This window comes from Amycolatopsis sp. NPDC049688 (genome assembly GCF_040674975.1).
Taxonomy (GTDB): domain Bacteria; phylum Actinomycetota; class Actinomycetes; order Mycobacteriales; family Pseudonocardiaceae; genus Amycolatopsis.
In genome coordinates, this window is record NZ_JBFANY010000024.1 from 14,354 (window position 1) to 30,215 (window position 15,862).

Consider the following 15,862-nt stretch of genomic DNA (forward strand, 5'->3'; position numbering starts at 1 on the left):
CTTTCCCGCCTTGACGCGGTGCTGCCGGCCGTAGTCACAATTCCGGCTTCGGGGTGGTGGGGTACTGAGCGGGTGGGGATGCTCACCCGGGGCGCGCGCCTGCCCTGACCTCGGGTCATGGGAAACTGGAGGGCGCCATGTCCTCCAGCTTCCCGCGCGCGCAGGTCGACATCGACCTCGACGCGATCCGCCACAACCTCACCCTGCTGGGCGCCCGCGCGCCCGGCTCCCAGGTGATGGCCGTGGTCAAGGCCGACGCCTACGGCCACGGCGCGCTGCCGGTGGCGCGCGCCGCGGTCGAGGCCGGCGCGTCCTGGCTCGGCACCTGCTCCCTCGGCGAGGCCCTCGCCCTCCGCGAGGCCGGCATCGAGACCCGGCTGTTCAGCTGGCTGGACACCCCCGACGTCGACTTCACCGCCGGCCTCGAAGCGGACATCGACCTCGCCGCCAGCTCGCTGGGTGAGCTTCGCCGCATCGCGGCCGCCGCGAAACCGGGTACCCGAGCCCGTGTGCACCTCAAAATCGACACCGGGCTGTCGCGCAATGGCTGCCCGCCCGCCGCGTGGGCCGGGCTGGTCGAAGCGGCGGCCGCCGAACCGCGGGTCGAGGTCGTCGCGATCTGGTCCCACCTCGCGTGCGCCGACGAGCCCGGGCACCCCTCGATCGACCTGCAGGCCAAGCGGTTCGCCGACGCCTACGACACCGCCCGCGCCGCCGGGCTCGACCCGATGCGGCACCTGGCGAACTCCGCGGCCCTGCTCACCCGGCCCGACCTGCACTTCGACGTCGTCCGGCCCGGCATCGCGATGTACGGGCTGAACCCGGTGCCGCAGGCCGAAGACCTGCGCCCGGCCATGACGTTCCGGTCCGCGGTCGCCCTGGTCAAGCGCATCGAAGCCGGCGAATCGGTGTCCTACGGGCACACCTGGACAGCGGAGCGGGACACGAACCTCGCGCTCGTCCCGGCCGGGTACGCCGACGGCGTCCCGCGGTCCCTGTCCGGCCGCATGGACGTCTGGCTCGGCGGGCAGCGGCGGCCGGTCGCCGGGCGGGTCTGCATGGACCAGCTGGTCGTCGACTGCGGCGACTACGAACCGGCCGTCGGCGACGAGGTCGTCCTGTTCGGCGCGGGGACGCACGGGGAGCCGACCGCCCGCGAATGGGCGGACAAGCTGGGCACCATCGACTACGAGATCGTGACCTCGATGTACCGGCCGCGGGTGCGGCGCCGGTATCTGGGGGAACGCGGGTGACACCTTCACGTCGACTGCTGGCCATCGCCGGCGGGGTCGGGGCGATCGCCACCGGGACCGCCGCCGCCATCGCCGTCGCCGCGCAGCAGCGGCGGCACATTGAGGATCCGTACGTGGACGAGCCGCTGGGGGACCTGAAGCCGGACCGCACTTCGACGGTCGCGGCCGAGGACGGCACGCCGCTTTCGGTCGAGGAGATCGACCCGGAAGACGGCGGCGAACCGGAACTGACCGTCGTGGGGGTGCACGGCTTCGCGCTTTCGCGGCGCTGCTGGCATTTCCAGCGTCGCGACCTCGCGTCGCTGCGGCTGCCGCGCGTGCGTCAGGTGTACTACGACCACCGCAGCCACGGCCTGTCCGGCGCGGCTTCGGCCGAGACGTCGACCATCGAACAGCTGGCCCGCGACCTGGACTGCGTGCTGCGGTCCGTGGTGCCGGACGGGCCCATCGTGCTGATGGGGCACTCGATGGGCGGCATGGTCATCATGGAGCTGGCCGCCGAGTTCCCCGAGCTGTTCGAGGACCGCGTGTGCGGGGTCGCCTTCATCGCGACGGCGGCGGGTGAAGTCGGCGCACGCGGGTTGCCGCGTTCGCTGCTCTCGAAGTACAACCCGCTCACGCGCGCCGCGGGTGGTCTCGCGGGCTGGCAGCCGGGGCTGGTGGAGTTCGTCCGCGCGGCGGGCGGCCAGCTGACGCGCCAAGCCGTGCGCCGGCTGGCGTTCGGCAGCCGTGACGTCGCGCCGCGGCTCGTCGACTTCATGATCGAGATGCTGGAAGTGACGCCGGTGCGCGGGCTCGTCAACTTCATCGACACCCTCGGCAGCCACAACCGGTACGCGGCGTTGGCCGGCTTGAAGCACGCCGAAGTGCTGGTCATCGGCGGCGATTCGGACCGGTTCACGCCGTTCTCGCACGCCGAGCGGATCGCGGCCGAGCTGCCCGACGCGGAGCTGGTGCGCGTCCGCGGCGCCGGCCACATGGTCCAGCTCGAGCAGCCCGAGCTGGTGAACAGCCATCTGATCGATCTCCTGCAACGCTGTTCCGGTGCGGACGGCGTGACCTCGTCCCGGCGAACCTGGTGGTGGCAGCGTTGAGTTTCGTGTTCCCGACCCCCGACGAAACGATGGACTTCGGGCGGGCCCTCGGCCGCGTCCTGCGGGCGGGTGACCTGGTCCTGCTGGCCGGGCCGCTCGGCGCGGGCAAGACGACGCTGACCCGCGGCATCGCGGACGGCCTCGGCGTCGGCGGCCGGGTGAGCAGCCCGACGTTCGTCCTGGCCCGGGTCCACCCGGCGGGCGCTTCGGGCGTGCCGCTGGTGCACGTGGACGCGTACCGCCTGGGCGGCGATCTCTCGCAGCTGGACGACCTGGACCTGGACACGGACCTGGAGCGCTCGGCGATCGTGGTCGAGTGGGGCGAAGGCTCGGCGGAACGCCTGTCGGACGACTACTTGGTGGTGCGGCTGGACCGCCGCGAGGACGACGTCCGCGAGATCACCCTGGAACCGCACGGCACCTGGGCCGACCGGGTTCCGGAGCTCGCCAAGACCTCGTGAGTGAGAAACAGTGTTCTAACCCTGTTTCCCACTCCCGAGGGTAGCTGCGCTCAGCCGCCGTTGTACTGCTGGTAGGCCGGTGCCCGGAACGTCCGGGTGCCGGCGCCCGCGATCTTGTCGACCGCGCACAGGAACTTCGGCCCCATCTTCGCGGCGGCCTGCCGGACCGGGTGCGTGGCCCCGAAGTCCTCCGGGTTCGCCTGTCCGTGCGCGAACATCGAGTAGATCAGCACCGGCTTGCCCGCGGCGTCGAACATGATTCCGGCCTCGTTGCGGCCGTCGTTCAGCCAGCCCGCCTTCGTGGCGATCCTCGCCCGATCCACGGACGACATCTCACGGCGGATGCCGTCGGTGAACGCCACCTGCGACCGCAGGAGGGACAGCAGGTAGTCCGTCGACGCCGGGCTCAGCAAGGTGCCCGCGACCAGCGCCTGCAGCAGGTCGTGGGTCTCGCGCGGAGTGGTCTGGCCGAGGAAGTAGCGGTTCGGGTTGGCCACCGGCGTGACCTGGGTCTTGGGGAAGCCCTTGGCCACCAGGATCTGGTTGATCTCGGCCGCCGGAACCACCAGCCCGGCCAGCCGGACGCACGTGTCGTCCGAAACCGTGAGGAACAGCGACAGCACGTGCCCCAGCGTGAACGCGCTCGGGTACGCCTTGTCCAGGATGATGATGCCGTCACCACCCGGCACGACGATGCTCGCCGGCACCTGGACCTGCTGGTCCAGGGTGAGCAGGCCGCGGTCGATCTTGTCCATCAGGGTGACCGCGACGGCCACCTTGTTGACGCTGTACGCCTCGACGATCTCGTCGGACGCCACGTCGACGGCCACCTGGCCGGCCACGCTGATGTAGGAGTTCCAGATGCCGCCTGCCTCGGCGGCTGCGTCGTCGTAGACGCGCTTCACCTTCTGCCTGGCCCGGTCCGGTGTGGCCGGGCTGGCCTCGATTTCTGCTTCCTGCGCGTACGCGGGAGAACCGGCCAGAATGCTTCCAGCGGCGACAGCGGTCCCCAAACCGAACGCGGCTCGCCTGTTGAGTTGATACCCCATCGCAAGATCCAACCACGGATGGACCCCTGATCGGGCGACGATCATCGAGCCGGATTCACCACCGCCCGCGCCACGCCCAGATCCACCAGGTCCTGGGGCCGCAGGTGCAGCTGGTTGGCGATGTCCGGCACCTCCGAAGCCGGGCGCTTGAGGATCGCCGCCGCGGCTTCCGGGGACGTCACCGAGAAGTACGCGTCCGGGGTGACCCACGTCGAACCCGCCGCCGCGAACGCCAGTGCGCCGCCCGAGCCGCCTTCGCCGATCACCAGCGTCGTCACCGGGACCGAAGCCGTCGCCACCGCCTCGAACAGCTCCGCGATCGCGCCGCCCACGCCGGCCTGCTCCGCCACCGCGTCGTTCGCCGCGCCCGGAGTGTCGACCAGCGTCAGCACCGGAATCCCCAGGCGGGACGCCAGCCGGACCAGGCGCGCCGCCGTCCGGAAGCCCGAGGGCAACGTCGGCGTGCCGCACTGGGCCGCGTACGCGATCGTCCGGCCGTCGCGCCAGCCGAAGCCGCACGCGACACCGGGGTCCGCGCCGCCGACGCGGTCGCCGCTGATGTCTTCCCGCCAGCCGAAGTACGCGTCGAGGTACTCCGCCGCCCGGGCCCGTTCCGGCGACCGTGCCGCCTGGACCGCTTCCCAGCCCGTCGAAGGCAGCGGAGTGGCCCGCAACGCGGACGGCGGGGGAGCCGCCGCCGACGAACGCGCGGTCAGCAGCCGCAGCCACCGGTTCAACGCCGCCCCGAGCTCGTCCGGCGCGACCACGGCATCGACCTGGCCCCAGGCGTGGTGCGCCTCCGCGGTGTACGCCTCCGGCGAGCCCGGCGGCCGCACGCGGGAGCCCGCGAAGCCGACCTGGACCTCCGGCAGCGCGAGGACGACGTCGGCGCCCGCGCCGAGCGTCGCCCAGCCGCCGCCGGTCGTCGGGTCGCGCAGCACCGCGATCTGCGGGATGCCCACCGACCGCGTCAGCGCCGACGCCCGCGCCACCCGCTGCAGCTGCATCAGCGCCCGCATGCCCTGCTGCATGCGGCTGCCGCCGGTCGCGACCAGCGACACCACCGGCAGCCGCGCGTCGCGGGCGTGCGCGAACGCCGCCTCGATCCGGTCGCCGGTCCGCTGCCCGAGGGACCCGCCGAGGAACCCGAACTCGAACGCGATCAGCACGGCCTCGACGTCGCCGATCTTCGCCGTCCCGCAGACGACCGACTCCTTCTCGCCGGTGCGGTCTTCGGCGGCGGAACGCGCTTCCCGGTAGCCCGGCCAGCCGATCGGGCCGTCGGCGGGCTCCTCGCGCAGCGGGGTGGCGAACTCGGTGAAACCGTTCGCGATCGCGCCGACGACCTCGCGCGCCGGCAGCCTAGGCACCGAGCGCCCGCTTCATGACCTTGCCCATGTCGTTGCGGGGCAACGCATCCAGGAACCGGACGACCCGCGGGCGCTTGTGCGGCGCCAGCAGCCTGGCCACGTGGTCGGCGAGCTCGATCTCCGAGGGCGGCGAGCCGGCGGGCACGATCCACGCCACGATCCGCTCGCCGAGGTCGTCGTCCGGCTCGCCGGTGACGGCCGCTTCGGCGACGCGCGGGTGTTCGAGCAGCGCGTTCTCGATCTCGCCCGCGCCGATCTTGTAGCCGCCGCTCTTGATCAGGTCGGTCGCCTTGCGCCCGACGATCTTGACGTACCCGTCGGCGTCCCGCGTGGCCATGTCGCCGGTGCGGAACCAGCCGTCGTCGAACGCGGCCGCGGTCGCGTCCGGCCGGTTGAGGTATTCGGTGAACAGGTTCGGGCCGCGGACCTGGATCTCGCCGACCGTCTCTACGTCTTCGATCACTTCACCGGCGTCGCCGACCAGCCGGAGGTCCACGCCTCGGAGCGGCACGCCGACCGTGCCGGGTTTGCGCTCGCCGTCCGCGCGGACGCTGGTGTTCATCAGCGTCTCGGTCATGCCGTAGCGCTCGACGACCTGCTGGCCGGTCGCCGCGGTGATCAGCTGGTGGTCGTGCACCGGCAGCGCCGCCGACCCGGAGACGAGCAGCCGGGCCCGTTTCAGCCCCTCGGCCAGCGCCGGGTCGGCGCCGACCTCGCCGGCGATCCGGTGGTACATCGTCGGCACGCCGAACAGCATGGTCGCGCCGGCCGACAGCTCCCGCGCGACGCCCTCGGTCGAGAACCGGCCGAGGTGGCGGACCGAACCACCGCGGCGCAGCGGGCCGAGGATGCCGAGGATCAGGCCGTGCACGTGGAACAGCGGCAGAGCGTGCACCAGGACGTCGGCGGCGGTCCACGCCCAGGCGTCCTCCAGGGCGTCCAACGTGGTCGCGAGCGCGCGGCGGGGGAGCACGACGCCCTTCGGGGGCCCGGTGGTGCCCGAGGTGTAGACGATCAGCGCCGGGCTTTCCGGGTCCGGCTCCGCCGGGATCGGCGCGCCCTCGCCGGTGAGCGGGATGTCGCGCCGCGGCAGGGCGGCGAGCCCGGCGGGCAGCTCCGCGCCCGGCTCGGCCAGGACGAGGGCCGGTTCGCTGTCGGCGAGGATGTGCGCGAGCTCGCGTTCGCCGATCTTCGGGTTGAGCGGCACCGCCGGCACCCCGGCGAGCAATGCGGCGACGACGGCGATGCTCGTGTGCACGGTCGGCGTCGCCCACACCGCGACCCGGCCCGGTGGCAGCTCGGCGGCGAGACCGCCGGCGACGGCGGCGAGGGCGTCGTAGGACAGGGCGCGGTCGCCGAAGCGCAAGGCTTCCTTGGCGGCACCGGCGACGAGGGTGGGGAACAACGGGTCGGGCACCGCGGGGACCTCCCAGTGTCGGACTCCATCCGCACGTTACCGTGCTGATCGGTCCCCTGCAGCAAGCGGGCGAAGGCGCTGGTCGTAGGCTGGGACACCGTGTTGGTACTGGCGATCGATACCTCGACCCCGGCGGTGACCGCCGGCGTCGTCGCGCTCGACGGCGATGCGGCCGGGACGCTCGGTGAGCGTGTCACGGTCGACCCCCGCGCCCACGGCGAGCTGATCATGCCGCACGCCCTGGCCGCCGCCGAAGCCGCCGGCGTGACCCTGAAGGACCTCGACGCGATCGTCGCCGGTGTCGGTCCGGGGCCGTTCACCGGCCTGCGCGCCGGGATGGCCACCGCGGCCGCGCTCGGCCACGCGCTCGGCATCCCGGTGTACCCGGTCTGCAGCCTCGACGCGCTGGCCGCCGACGTCGTCTCCGGCGGTCACCCGTTCCTGGTGATGACCGACGCCCGCCGCCGCGAGGTCTACTGGGCGGCCTACGACGCCGACGGGCGGCGCACCGGCGGCCCGCACGTCCAGCGGCCCGCCGACGTCGAGACCGACGTCGAGGCGGCGGCCGGCGACGGCGTGCTGCTCTACGCCGACGTCCTCGACGTCCAGCCGGTCGAGCCGCGGTTCCCGTCGCCCGCCGGGCTGGTGAAGGTCGCGCGGACCGCGTTGCTCGCTTCGGAACCGCCGGCTCCGCTGACGCCGTTGTACCTGCGCCGCCCGGACGCCGCCGAGCCCGCCGCGCCGAAACGGGTGACCGTCCCGTGAGACTCGGGCCCCTGCGCCGCATGGACATCGCCCGGTGCGTGGAAATCGAGCAGATCCTCTTCCCGGGCGACGACCCGTGGAGCGCCCGCGCCTTCCACTCGGAGCTGGACGCGGGGCACTTCTACCTCGCCGCCCGCCCGGACGAGGGCGACGAACTGCTCGGCTACGCCGGGCTGGCCGTCGTCGGCCGCCGCCGCGGCGAGTACGAGGCGACCGTGCACACCATCGGCGTCGCACCCGAACACCAGGGCCAGGGCATCGGGAAGGCGCTGCTGCAGGCCCTGCTGGTGCGGGCCGACGAGTTCGAGGCGCCGGTCTTCCTCGAGGTCCGCACGGACAACACGACTGCGCTCGGCCTGTACGAGCGCCACGGCTTCGAACGGCTCGGCATCCGGAAGCGCTACTACCAGCCTTCCGGAGCCGACGCGTACACGATGGTCCGCCCGGCGCGGACGCGGGACGGGGTGGCGCGCTGATGGCACGCATCATCATGGGTATCGAGAGCTCGTGCGACGAGACCGGCGTCGGCTTGGTCCGCCTGCACGACGACGGGACGGTCGAGCTGCTGGCGGACGAGGTGGCCTCCAGTGTCGAGCAGCACGCCCGCTTCGGCGGCGTGGTGCCCGAGGTCGCCAGCCGGGCTCATCTCGAGGCGATGGTGCCGACCACCTCTCGTGCCTTTGCCACGGCAGGGCTGTCCATGTCCGATGTGGACGCTATTGCCGTGACGGCCGGGCCGGGGCTGGCTGGGGCGCTGCTGGTCGGTGTCTCGGCCGCGAAGGCTTATGCGACCGCGTTGGATGTGCCGTTGTACGGGGTCAATCACCTGGCTGGGCACATTGCCGTGGACACGTTGCAGCACGGGCCGTTGCCGACCCCGTGCCTGGCGCTGCTGGTTTCCGGCGGGCACACGCAGCTGCTGCGCGTCGACGACATCGCGTCGTCGATCACCGAACTCGGGTCCACAGTGGACGATGCCGCGGGCGAGGCGTACGACAAGGTGGCCCGCGTCCTCGGTCTCCCGTACCCGGGCGGCCCGCCGATCGACAAGGCGGCGAAGAACGGCGATCCGGCGGCGATCGCGTTCCCGCGTGGGATGACGGGCCCGCGGGACGCCGCGTTCGACTTCTCCTTCTCCGGTTTGAAGACCGCGGTGGCGCGCTGGGTCGAAGGCGCTGCGCGACGCGGCGAGGAGATCCCGGTGGACGACGTCGCGGCGTCATTCCAGGAGGCGGTCGCGGACGTGCTGACGGCCAAGGCCATCCGCGCGGCGAAGGAGCAGGGGATCGACACGATGGTGATTTCCGGCGGCGTGGCGGCGAATTCCAGGCTGAAGGAGCTGGCGGCCGAGCGCTGCGCGGCGGCGGGGATCGAGCTGCGGGTACCTCGGCCCCGCTTGTGCACGGACAACGGCGCGATGATCGCGGCGCTGGGCGCGCACGTGGTGGCCGGGAAGCGCCCGACGACGCCGCTGGAGTTCAGCGCGAACCCGGCGTTGCCGGTGAACGTGGTTTCGCTCTGACCACCGGTCGTGAGTGGTAAGGCGAGTTGGAACGCTCCTTGCCACTCACGACAAGTCCGGTCCCTACGAAGCCGCTGCCGGGGCCACGGCCCGGACGCCCAGCAGCTCCTCGATCGCCGCCACTGCCAGGATCGCCGCTTTTCCTTCCCCATAAGGGTTTCCCACCTGAGCCGGGCGTAGCTCGCCCCGTAGCAACCGGGCCGCCGTGTCCGCTATGCGGGCCGTGTCCGTCCCCGCCAGCCAGGCGCACCCCGCCTCCACCACCTCCGCCCGCTCGGTCACGTCTCGCAGGACCACCACCGGGGTGCCGAATGTCGGGGCCTCCTCCTGGATGCCGCCCGAGTCCGTCAGCACCAGCGATGCCAGCCGCAAGGCGCGTACCAGGTCCGGGTACTCCAGCGGGTCCGTCACCGTCACCCGGGGCAGGCCGCCCAGTGCCGCCTCCACCTGGGTGCGGACCTGCGGGTTCGGGTGGGCCGGGAACAGCACCTGGACGTCCGGGTGCTCCGCCACGATCAGCTGCACCGCCGCCAGCGTCCGCTCCAGCGGCTCGCCCCAGGACTCGCGGCGGTGGGAGGTCACCAGCACCAGCCGCTCGGTGGCCTCGGCGATCTCCATCTCCAGCAACGCCAGCGCCGTGTCGCGGGCCGGGAGGTCTCGGGCCGCTATCTCCAGCACCGCGTCCACCACCGTGTTGCCCGTGACCGCGATCTGCTGGCGCGCAACGCCTTCCGAGCGCAACGCCGCCGCCGCGGCGAGGGTGGGGGCCAGGTGCAGGGCCGCCAGGCGGGACACCATCTGGCGGGCGCCCTCCTCGGGGAACGGGGCCGCCAGGTCGTGGGTGCGCAGGCCGGCCTCCAGGTGGACCACCGGGATGCCCAGCCAGAACGCCGCCAGCGCGCCCGCGAGCGTTGTCGTCGTGTCGCCCTGGACCACCAGTGCTGCCGGGGTGTGCCGGCGCAACGTCTCGTCCAGCGCGGGCAGCAGGCCCGCGACCAGCTCCGCCTGGCCTCCGGTGACCCGCGGGGGTACGTCCAGCCACAGGTCCGCGGTCAGGCCGAACGGCTCCAGCGCCTGCTCGACCATCCCCGGGTGCTGGCCGCTGTGGACCAGGACCGGGCGCAGGACCGGGTGCGCCGCCAGCGCCAGGGCCAGCGGTGCGAGCTTGACGGCTTCCGGCCGCGTTCCGGCCAGCAACATCACGTCCACCCCGTGCCGCCCCTTCTCCACATCATTCAGTGTCCAGCAAATTCGTCACCTCGGGGCCGCCGGCGTGCGAGGGGCACACGCCGGCGGCCCGGGAGTCACCGCGCCCGGGAAACGCGGCGGTTGCGGCGGTGGACGGCGATCAGCGCGATGGTCCCGAGCAGGACCAGGAGCACGCCGACGGCCAGCCACCACCCGATGTCGGCCCCGGTGGCGGCGAGGGTGCCCACCCCGCCACCGGCCACGCCGACTCCGGCGCCCGGCATCCGGTACACCGCGACCTCGCTCAGGCCTGCGCGGAACGGCGGCGGAAGATGCGCGTGCCGACCGGCACCGCGACGGCGCCGAGCAGCCCGAGCCCGATCCACAGGCCCGCGCCCGACGCCAGCGGCATCGGCGGTGCGGCCGGGCCGCAGGTCGCCGACGACACGACGACGTCACCCGAGCCCAGTGCGTTCAGGCCGTCGCCGAGCAGCTTCACGTGGACGGCGTTGACCGTGAGGCTGCCGTCCTTGTTCTTCACCTGCTCGTTCAGGATGATCGTGGCGACGTTCAGCGTGCCGAGGCCGACCTTGATCTGCGTGTTCGCGGCCGGGGCCGCGTCGACGGCGCCGACGCTGCCGAGGTCGGCGCCGACCAGTTTCGTGCTGCCTTCGACGCCCTTCTGCGTGGCGGTGCAGACGGCTTCGACGAGCTTGATGCCGACGTTGCCGAGTGCCGCCTTCAGCAGCGGCAGCGTGACGTCGGCGGTGCTCGCCTTCGCCGTCACCGCACCGGAATTCTCATCACGCTTGGCCTCGGCGTTGAGGGCACCGGCGGTGAGGATGCCCTTCAGGTCGACCTTCGCCAGGCTGCTGCTCGTCGGGCCCGCGGTGTTCGCGGCCGCGAACGGGCCCGCTTTCACCGCGTCCTGGCCGAGCAGCTTGACGTCGACCTTGACGCCGTACGCGGATCCGTCGCCGGGGGCCGCCGAAGCGGGAGCCGCGCCGGCGAGCACGACGCTCGCCACGACCGCGGCGAGCAGCCCGCCACGGCGCACGAGGGAGCTCTTCATCAAGTGGTCCTCCGAAATTCGCTGGATTCATCGGGGGGTGCGTGACGGCGGCGCGGATCGAACCGGCTTGCCTCGACTCGGCACGCGGATCGACTATCGCGAAGACCGCGCCGAATAGCACACATTATTTTCCGAATCACCGGATCGGGTAAGGCTCTGAGTCGTTTCCCCAGGTCGGTTTCGACGTCACCCGGATGGCGTAACAAGTTCCGGGAAGATCCAGCCGATTGGGGCCACGTTTCCACCCCTCCGAGTGGAAACGCCCGGCGCAGGTGTTCTACGCTCGCCCGTGCCCCGCAACTTGGTCGGAAAATCGGCACCGAGAGGAACGTCGTGGCGGTAGCGAGCGCTCCGAACTCAGGAATGGCAAGGTTTCCGCTGGTCGCAGCGTTGAGCGTGCTCGCCGCCGCGGGAGTCGTGGTGGTGCTGGCCGAGCGGCTCTATCGCGAGCTGGAAGTGCGGCTCGCCGGCGCGATCCTCGATCTGTTCACTACATCGGGTGTTTATGTGGCACCCGATCGGGAGTCCGTTTACTTTGGGTTGACCAGTGCTACTCCGTTCGGGTTGAGAATGACGCCGGAATGTTCTTCGGCGTTCCTTTTGCTCCCGCTGCTCGTTGTGACGATGGTCATGCTCTACTTCCGGCCTTCGAATGCGCGGCGGCTCTTCTTTTCGCTCGGCATTTCGGCGCTCGTCGTCGTATTGGTGAATCAGGTGCGCATTCTGACGATCGTCGGGCTCGTGTACGGGTTCGGCACCGACGAGGGCTACTACTGGGGCCACACGCTGCTCGGCTCGATGGTCAGCGTGTTCGGCGGCGCGGTCTCGATCGTCCTGTTCGTTTGGCTCGCCACGCGGAAGAAGAAGGCATGAGCGTCAAGGTCCTGCTGGCGATCACGCAGGCGTTCGCGCTGACCATGAGCGTGGCGTTCCTCGTCTACGTCGTGGTGATCGTGGTGCCGTACCTGCGCCGCAAGCCCGGCCCGGTCGGCGATCCGGCCGGCTTCACCTGGCACTTCTTCGTGCCGTGCCGCGACGAGCAGACGGTCATCCGCGAGACGATCCGCTACCTGCGCACGACGTTCCGCCGGGCGCACGTCTGGGTCGTCGACGACGACTCGGAGGACCGCACCGCCCGCGTGGTCCGGATGCTGTGGCGGCGGCATGGCGGCTACGACCCGTACCTGCACCTCGTGCCGCGCGTGCGCCCGGAAGCCCGGACCGGCAAGGGGGACGCGCTGAACGCGGCGTACCGCGCCCTGAACGACTGGATGGGCCCGGACGCGAGCCGCGACGACGTCGTCGTGGTGGTCGTCGACGCCGACGGCCGGCCGGCGCCGAACTGCCTGGCGGTCTGCGCGGCGGACCACCTCTTCGGCGACCCGGAGGTCGGCGCGGTCCAGCTCGACGTGTGGATGGGCAACGCCGGCACGCCGCCGCCGAGCCGCAACCCGCTCGGCCGCTGGTTCGGCCTGAAACTCGCTCAGCTGCAGGACCTGGAGTTCCGGACGGCGATCGCGGCGATCCAGACGTCCCGCGGGTTCACCGGCACGATTTCGATGGGCGGCAACGGCCAGTTCACCCGCCTCACCGCGCTGGACTCGATCGCGGGCGAGGACGAGCAGCCGTGGCGCGGCTCGCTGCTGGAGGACTTCGAACTCGGCGTCCACCTGCTCACGGCGGGCTGGCGGACCGGGTTCACCCCGGATTCCCACGTGTCGCAGGAAGGTTTGTACAGCCTGCGGCGGTTCCTCGTGCAGCGCACGCGGTGGGGCCAGGGCACCATGCAGTGCGCCCGGTACCTGCGGCGGATCTGGGACTCGCCGCACGTCAGCACGCTCGGCGCGGCGGAGATGATGTACTACCTGGCCCAGCCGTGGCTGCAGCTGCTGGGTTCGCTGCTCTACCCGATCCCGTTCGTGCTGCTGGTGCTCGGCACCGCGGGCGACCCGGCGCGGATGTGGACGTGGTTCACCGGCGGTGCCTGGATCCTGTTCGCCATCTACGGCTCGTTCGGGCTCCTGCCGTTCCTCGTCTGGGGCCCGATCTACCAGCTGAAGTGCCTGCGCAGCAAGAACATCCTGCGCGGGCTGGGCATGGGCCTGGCGTATGCGGCCTACATCTACACGTTCTACGTGACGTCGTGGCGCGCGCTGTTCCGGCTGGTCCGCGGGCGCAACGGCTGGGCGAAAACGCGGCGCAACACCGAACAGGCGAGCGGGGTGAAGGTCGCGCTCGACGCGTGACCTCCACCCCGGCCGGTCAGAACGCGGGGAGGAACCGGACGTCGTCCGCCTTGACGAAGGCGATCCGGTGCCCGAACTGGATCTGGACGTACTTCAGCTTGCCCTTCACCACCACGTGGTTCGCCGGGTCGAACGTGGTCGCCCAGTAGTACTCGGAGCCGACCGTCCCGCCCGAGGAGTACTTCTGGCCGGCGGCCAGCGTGTAGGGCAGCGGCGTGATGGCCTGCACGGTCACGCCCGCCGGGTACGCCTCCGGCTCGGGGTAGGCGCGGCCGTACACCGGCACGGACGCGAGGCCGGGCTTCGGCGTCACGACCCAGCCGATCGCGGGCTTCGCGACCCGGGCGTTGCGCGGGTTGTGGAACCAGCCCTTCTGCCCGAGGTACCAGATCGCCGTCCAGTCGCCCCGGACTTCGGCGACCGAGTACTGCTGCCCGGTCGCGACGCGGCTGCCGACGTCGGCGACGTCCATCGTGGACGCCGTGCCCTTCGGGTGCAGGCCGATGTCGACCAGCAGCGGCGACGTCTCACTGGGCTCCGAGTGCAGCACGACGGCTTCCGAGCCCCGCGGCGTGCACGGCGTCCCGGGGCTGTCGCAGCCGGTGAACGCGGGCTGGTTCTTCGCGAAGTCGGGATCGATGGTGACCAGCGACGAGCCGGGCAGGCCGAACCCGCCGAGCGGCGCGCCCAGCAGGTCGAAGTAGTGCGACCAGTCCCAGTAGGGGCCCGGGTCCCAGTGCATGCCCGCGATCGTCGCCGGCGTCGTGCCCGGCACGTTGTCGTGGCCGATGATGTGCGCGCGGTCGAGCGGGATGCCGTACTTGCGCGCGAGGTAGCCGACGAGCTTCGCGCTCGAGCGGTACATGGCCTCGGTGTACCAGGTGCCCTTCGCGGCGAAGCCCTCGTGCTCGATGCCGACCGACTTCGCGTTGACGTACCAGTTGCCGGCGTGCCAGGCGACGTCCTTGGTCGGCACGTGCTGCGCGATCAGGCCGTCGTTGGAGCGGATCGTGTAGTGCCAGCTGACGTACGTCGGGTCCTGGGCGAGGTCCAGGACGTTGGCCCAGTAGCCCTCGGTGTCGTGGATGACGATGTGGTCGATCTTCTGGCTCTCGGGCCGGTTCGCGAGGTCGTGGTTGCCGTAGTCGTCGTTCGGCAGCTCCTGGTAGGGAGCGGGGACGGACTCGCAGGTGACCCGGCGCGGGCACTCGACGTTCGCCGGCGTGGTCTCGGCGTGCTGCGGGACGGTGAGGTCCGGCGTGGCCTTCAGGGTGACCTGCTGGCCGTCGTCGGTGGTCCTCGCTGTGCCGGTCTTGATGGTGTCGAAGACCTCGTCGGCGAAGGTCTGCGCGGCGTCACCGGTGGACCCGCTGTACTTCGCGACGGCGGTGTACCAGTTGCCGTCGGTGTTGTACTTCGCGAGCAGGGCGGCGCCGCCGCGGATGTTCTGGGTGGGGTCGGCGCGCAGCGTTCCCGCATCGGTGTGCAGCAGCTGCGCGGCCTCGTCGACGGTCTGCAGCGCGGGCGGCGGGGCGGCGGGGCCGGCCTGCGGGTGCCGGGCCGGGCGGGCGTCGTCGCCGCGCGGGTCTTCGGTGCCTTCGTCGTGGTGGGTGCCCGCGACGCCGGCTTCGCGCAGGTCGGTGAGGTGCATCGGGCCGTAGCCGGCGGACGTGCTGGGCGTGCCGGCGTTGGCGTCCCAGCGGGACTCGAGGTAGGAGACGCCGAGGAGGACGTTCTCGGGGACGTTGAACTCCTTCGCGGCGGCGGTGAAGTCGCGTTGGCGCTGGGAGGAGGGGTCGGCTTGGGCCGGTGTGACGGCCAGGCCGGTGAGGAGGGCGACGGTGGCCGCTACGGCCGCTGTTCTCGGGACGGGCATGGGCATGAACCCCCAGGGTGCAGGTGCCAGAGGTGAGAACCTAACCAGAAACTCATGCTGGGGGTAAGGGCTCGTTCGGGAGTTCCCGCCGTGGGTTGGCCGCATGGGGGGCTTCGCTTCGCGTTGGCTGCCGGTGGGTGGTGTGCCCGGCTCCGCTTCGGCTGCCGGTGGGTGGGGGTCCCCCGCTCCTCGTCCTTTGATTGTTCAACACCGGAGAGCCGGCCTCAAGGGCGCCTTCGGCGTCGCTTCGCGATGAGCTTCGCTCACCCTTGACCCCGGCCCTCCGGTGCTGACTGCGGCTGGGACGAGGGGCGGGGGAGGTGTAGGGCGGGGGTCGGGTTGCTTTCGCGGGTGCGGCTCAGCCGGGCGGTGTGGGTGGTGGCTGGGGTGCTCGGGCCGGGTGGCTCAGCCGGGCGGGGCGGGTGGCCGAGTTGCTCGGCTGGTGGGGCCGCCGGTGTGTGCCTGTCCGGGACGATGCCCCCTGCCGGCAAGCCACAGCCCCCGGCTAGTGCACTTCACCGGGGGCCGCAGGCTGGCCGGCAATGCGGG

General features: G+C 71.8%; 15 protein-coding genes. 8 read left to right on the forward strand and 7 right to left on the reverse strand.

Annotation, left to right across the window (positions count from 1 at the left end):
- Positions 1 to 137 precede the first annotated feature (137 nt).
- From alr to tsaE, 3 genes are read left to right on the forward strand one after another with little or no spacing between them, the layout of a single operon-like run.
- Positions 138 to 1,253: an alanine racemase gene (gene alr, locus AB0J55_RS42520; RefSeq protein ID WP_364262727.1), complete on the forward strand. Its 1,116-nt coding sequence runs from the start codon at positions 138 to 140 to the stop codon at positions 1,251 to 1,253.
- Positions 1,250 to 2,347: an alpha/beta hydrolase gene (locus AB0J55_RS42525; RefSeq protein ID WP_364262730.1), complete on the forward strand. Its 1,098-nt coding sequence runs from the start codon at positions 1,250 to 1,252 to the stop codon at positions 2,345 to 2,347. Before alr ends, AB0J55_RS42525 begins: the two co-directional genes overlap by 4 nt.
- Positions 2,344 to 2,808: a tRNA (adenosine(37)-N6)-threonylcarbamoyltransferase complex ATPase subunit type 1 TsaE gene (tsaE, locus tag AB0J55_RS42530; RefSeq protein ID WP_364262733.1), complete on the forward strand. Its 465-nt coding sequence runs from the start codon at positions 2,344 to 2,346 to the stop codon at positions 2,806 to 2,808. Before AB0J55_RS42525 ends, tsaE begins: the two co-directional genes overlap by 4 nt.
- A 50-nt stretch (positions 2,809 to 2,858) precedes the next feature.
- Here tsaE and AB0J55_RS42535 read toward each other — a convergent pair whose 3' ends face one another.
- From AB0J55_RS42535 to AB0J55_RS42545, 3 genes are all read right to left on the reverse strand, one after another.
- Complete coding sequence (locus AB0J55_RS42535) at positions 2,859 to 3,821, reverse strand: serine hydrolase (RefSeq protein ID WP_364262736.1); 963 nt, start codon at positions 3,819 to 3,821, stop codon at positions 2,859 to 2,861.
- A 77-nt stretch (positions 3,822 to 3,898) separates the two neighbouring features.
- Entirely contained in the window at positions 3,899 to 5,227 is a 1,329-nt protein-coding gene (locus tag AB0J55_RS42540; protein WP_364262739.1) for a carboxyl transferase domain-containing protein, read from the reverse strand.
- A complete protein-coding gene (locus AB0J55_RS42545; protein WP_364262742.1) occupies positions 5,220 to 6,644 on the reverse strand; it encodes an acyl-CoA synthetase in 1,425 nt (474 codons plus the stop codon). Before AB0J55_RS42545 ends, AB0J55_RS42540 begins: the two co-directional genes overlap by 8 nt.
- 99 nt (positions 6,645 to 6,743) lie before the next feature.
- On the opposite strand from AB0J55_RS42545, the gene tsaB reads away from it, so the two are divergent.
- From tsaB to tsaD, 3 genes are read left to right on the forward strand one after another with little or no spacing between them, the layout of a single operon-like run.
- Positions 6,744 to 7,409, forward strand: a complete 666-nt coding sequence (tsaB, locus tag AB0J55_RS42550) for a tRNA (adenosine(37)-N6)-threonylcarbamoyltransferase complex dimerization subunit type 1 TsaB (RefSeq protein WP_364262745.1) — start codon at positions 6,744 to 6,746, stop codon at positions 7,407 to 7,409.
- Positions 7,406 to 7,885 carry a ribosomal protein S18-alanine N-acetyltransferase gene (gene rimI, locus AB0J55_RS42555; protein WP_364262748.1) on the forward strand — a complete coding sequence of 160 codons (480 nt, stop codon included), beginning with the start codon at positions 7,406 to 7,408 and terminating at the stop codon, positions 7,883 to 7,885. Before tsaB ends, rimI begins: the two co-directional genes overlap by 4 nt.
- Entirely contained in the window at positions 7,885 to 8,931 is a 1,047-nt protein-coding gene (tsaD, locus tag AB0J55_RS42560; RefSeq protein WP_364262751.1) for a tRNA (adenosine(37)-N6)-threonylcarbamoyltransferase complex transferase subunit TsaD, read from the forward strand. Before rimI ends, tsaD begins: the two co-directional genes overlap by 1 nt.
- A gap of 63 nt (positions 8,932 to 8,994) precedes the next feature.
- Here the strand turns inward: tsaD and wecB are convergent, their stop codons facing one another.
- The 3 genes from wecB to AB0J55_RS42575 all read right to left on the reverse strand — a co-directional run bounded on the left by wecB (position 8,995) and on the right by AB0J55_RS42575 (position 11,191).
- Positions 8,995 to 10,140, reverse strand: coding sequence for a UDP-N-acetylglucosamine 2-epimerase (non-hydrolyzing) (gene wecB, locus AB0J55_RS42565; protein WP_364262976.1), 1,146 nt, complete (start codon positions 10,138 to 10,140; stop codon positions 8,995 to 8,997).
- Between the two features lie 95 nt (positions 10,141 to 10,235).
- On the reverse strand, positions 10,236 to 10,412 hold the full coding sequence (locus AB0J55_RS42570; protein ID WP_364262754.1) for an LPXTG cell wall anchor domain-containing protein: 177 nt from the start codon (positions 10,410 to 10,412) through the stop codon (positions 10,236 to 10,238).
- A gap of 11 nt (positions 10,413 to 10,423) precedes the next feature.
- Positions 10,424 to 11,191: a choice-of-anchor P family protein gene (locus AB0J55_RS42575; RefSeq protein WP_364262757.1), complete on the reverse strand. Its 768-nt coding sequence runs from the start codon at positions 11,189 to 11,191 to the stop codon at positions 10,424 to 10,426.
- Between the two features lie 363 nt (positions 11,192 to 11,554).
- Between AB0J55_RS42575 and xrtP the strand changes: the two genes are divergently transcribed.
- Positions 11,555 to 12,064, forward strand: a complete 510-nt coding sequence (gene xrtP, locus AB0J55_RS42580) for an exosortase P (RefSeq protein ID WP_364262979.1) — start codon at positions 11,555 to 11,557, stop codon at positions 12,062 to 12,064.
- Positions 12,061 to 13,437: a glycosyltransferase family 2 protein gene (locus AB0J55_RS42585; RefSeq protein ID WP_364262760.1), complete on the forward strand. Its 1,377-nt coding sequence runs from the start codon at positions 12,061 to 12,063 to the stop codon at positions 13,435 to 13,437. Before xrtP ends, AB0J55_RS42585 begins: the two co-directional genes overlap by 4 nt.
- A 16-nt stretch (positions 13,438 to 13,453) precedes the next feature.
- Here AB0J55_RS42585 and AB0J55_RS42590 read toward each other — a convergent pair whose 3' ends face one another.
- The gene (locus AB0J55_RS42590) at positions 13,454 to 15,319 is read right to left on the reverse strand and encodes an N-acetylmuramoyl-L-alanine amidase (RefSeq protein WP_364262763.1); all 1,866 of its coding nucleotides are present in this window, start codon (positions 15,317 to 15,319) and stop codon (positions 13,454 to 13,456) included.
- Positions 15,320 to 15,862 lie beyond the last annotated feature (543 nt).

Excerpts from the sequence above, each read along its gene's own strand:
- xrtP (WP_364262979.1), top strand. The coding sequence starts at position 11,555 with ATGGCAAGGTTTCCGCTGGTCGCAGCGTTGAGCGTGCTCGCCGCCGCG.
- alr (WP_364262727.1), top strand. The coding sequence starts at position 138 with ATGTCCTCCAGCTTCCCGCGCGCGCAGGTCGACATCGACCTCGACGCG.
- AB0J55_RS42575 (WP_364262757.1), bottom strand. The coding sequence starts at position 11,191 with ATGAAGAGCTCCCTCGTGCGCCGTGGCGGGCTGCTCGCCGCGGTCGTG.
- AB0J55_RS42585 (WP_364262760.1), top strand. The coding sequence starts at position 12,061 with ATGAGCGTCAAGGTCCTGCTGGCGATCACGCAGGCGTTCGCGCTGACC.
- AB0J55_RS42590 (WP_364262763.1), bottom strand. The coding sequence starts at position 15,319 with ATGCCCATGCCCGTCCCGAGAACAGCGGCCGTAGCGGCCACCGTCGCC.
- tsaD (WP_364262751.1), top strand. The coding sequence starts at position 7,885 with ATGGCACGCATCATCATGGGTATCGAGAGCTCGTGCGACGAGACCGGC.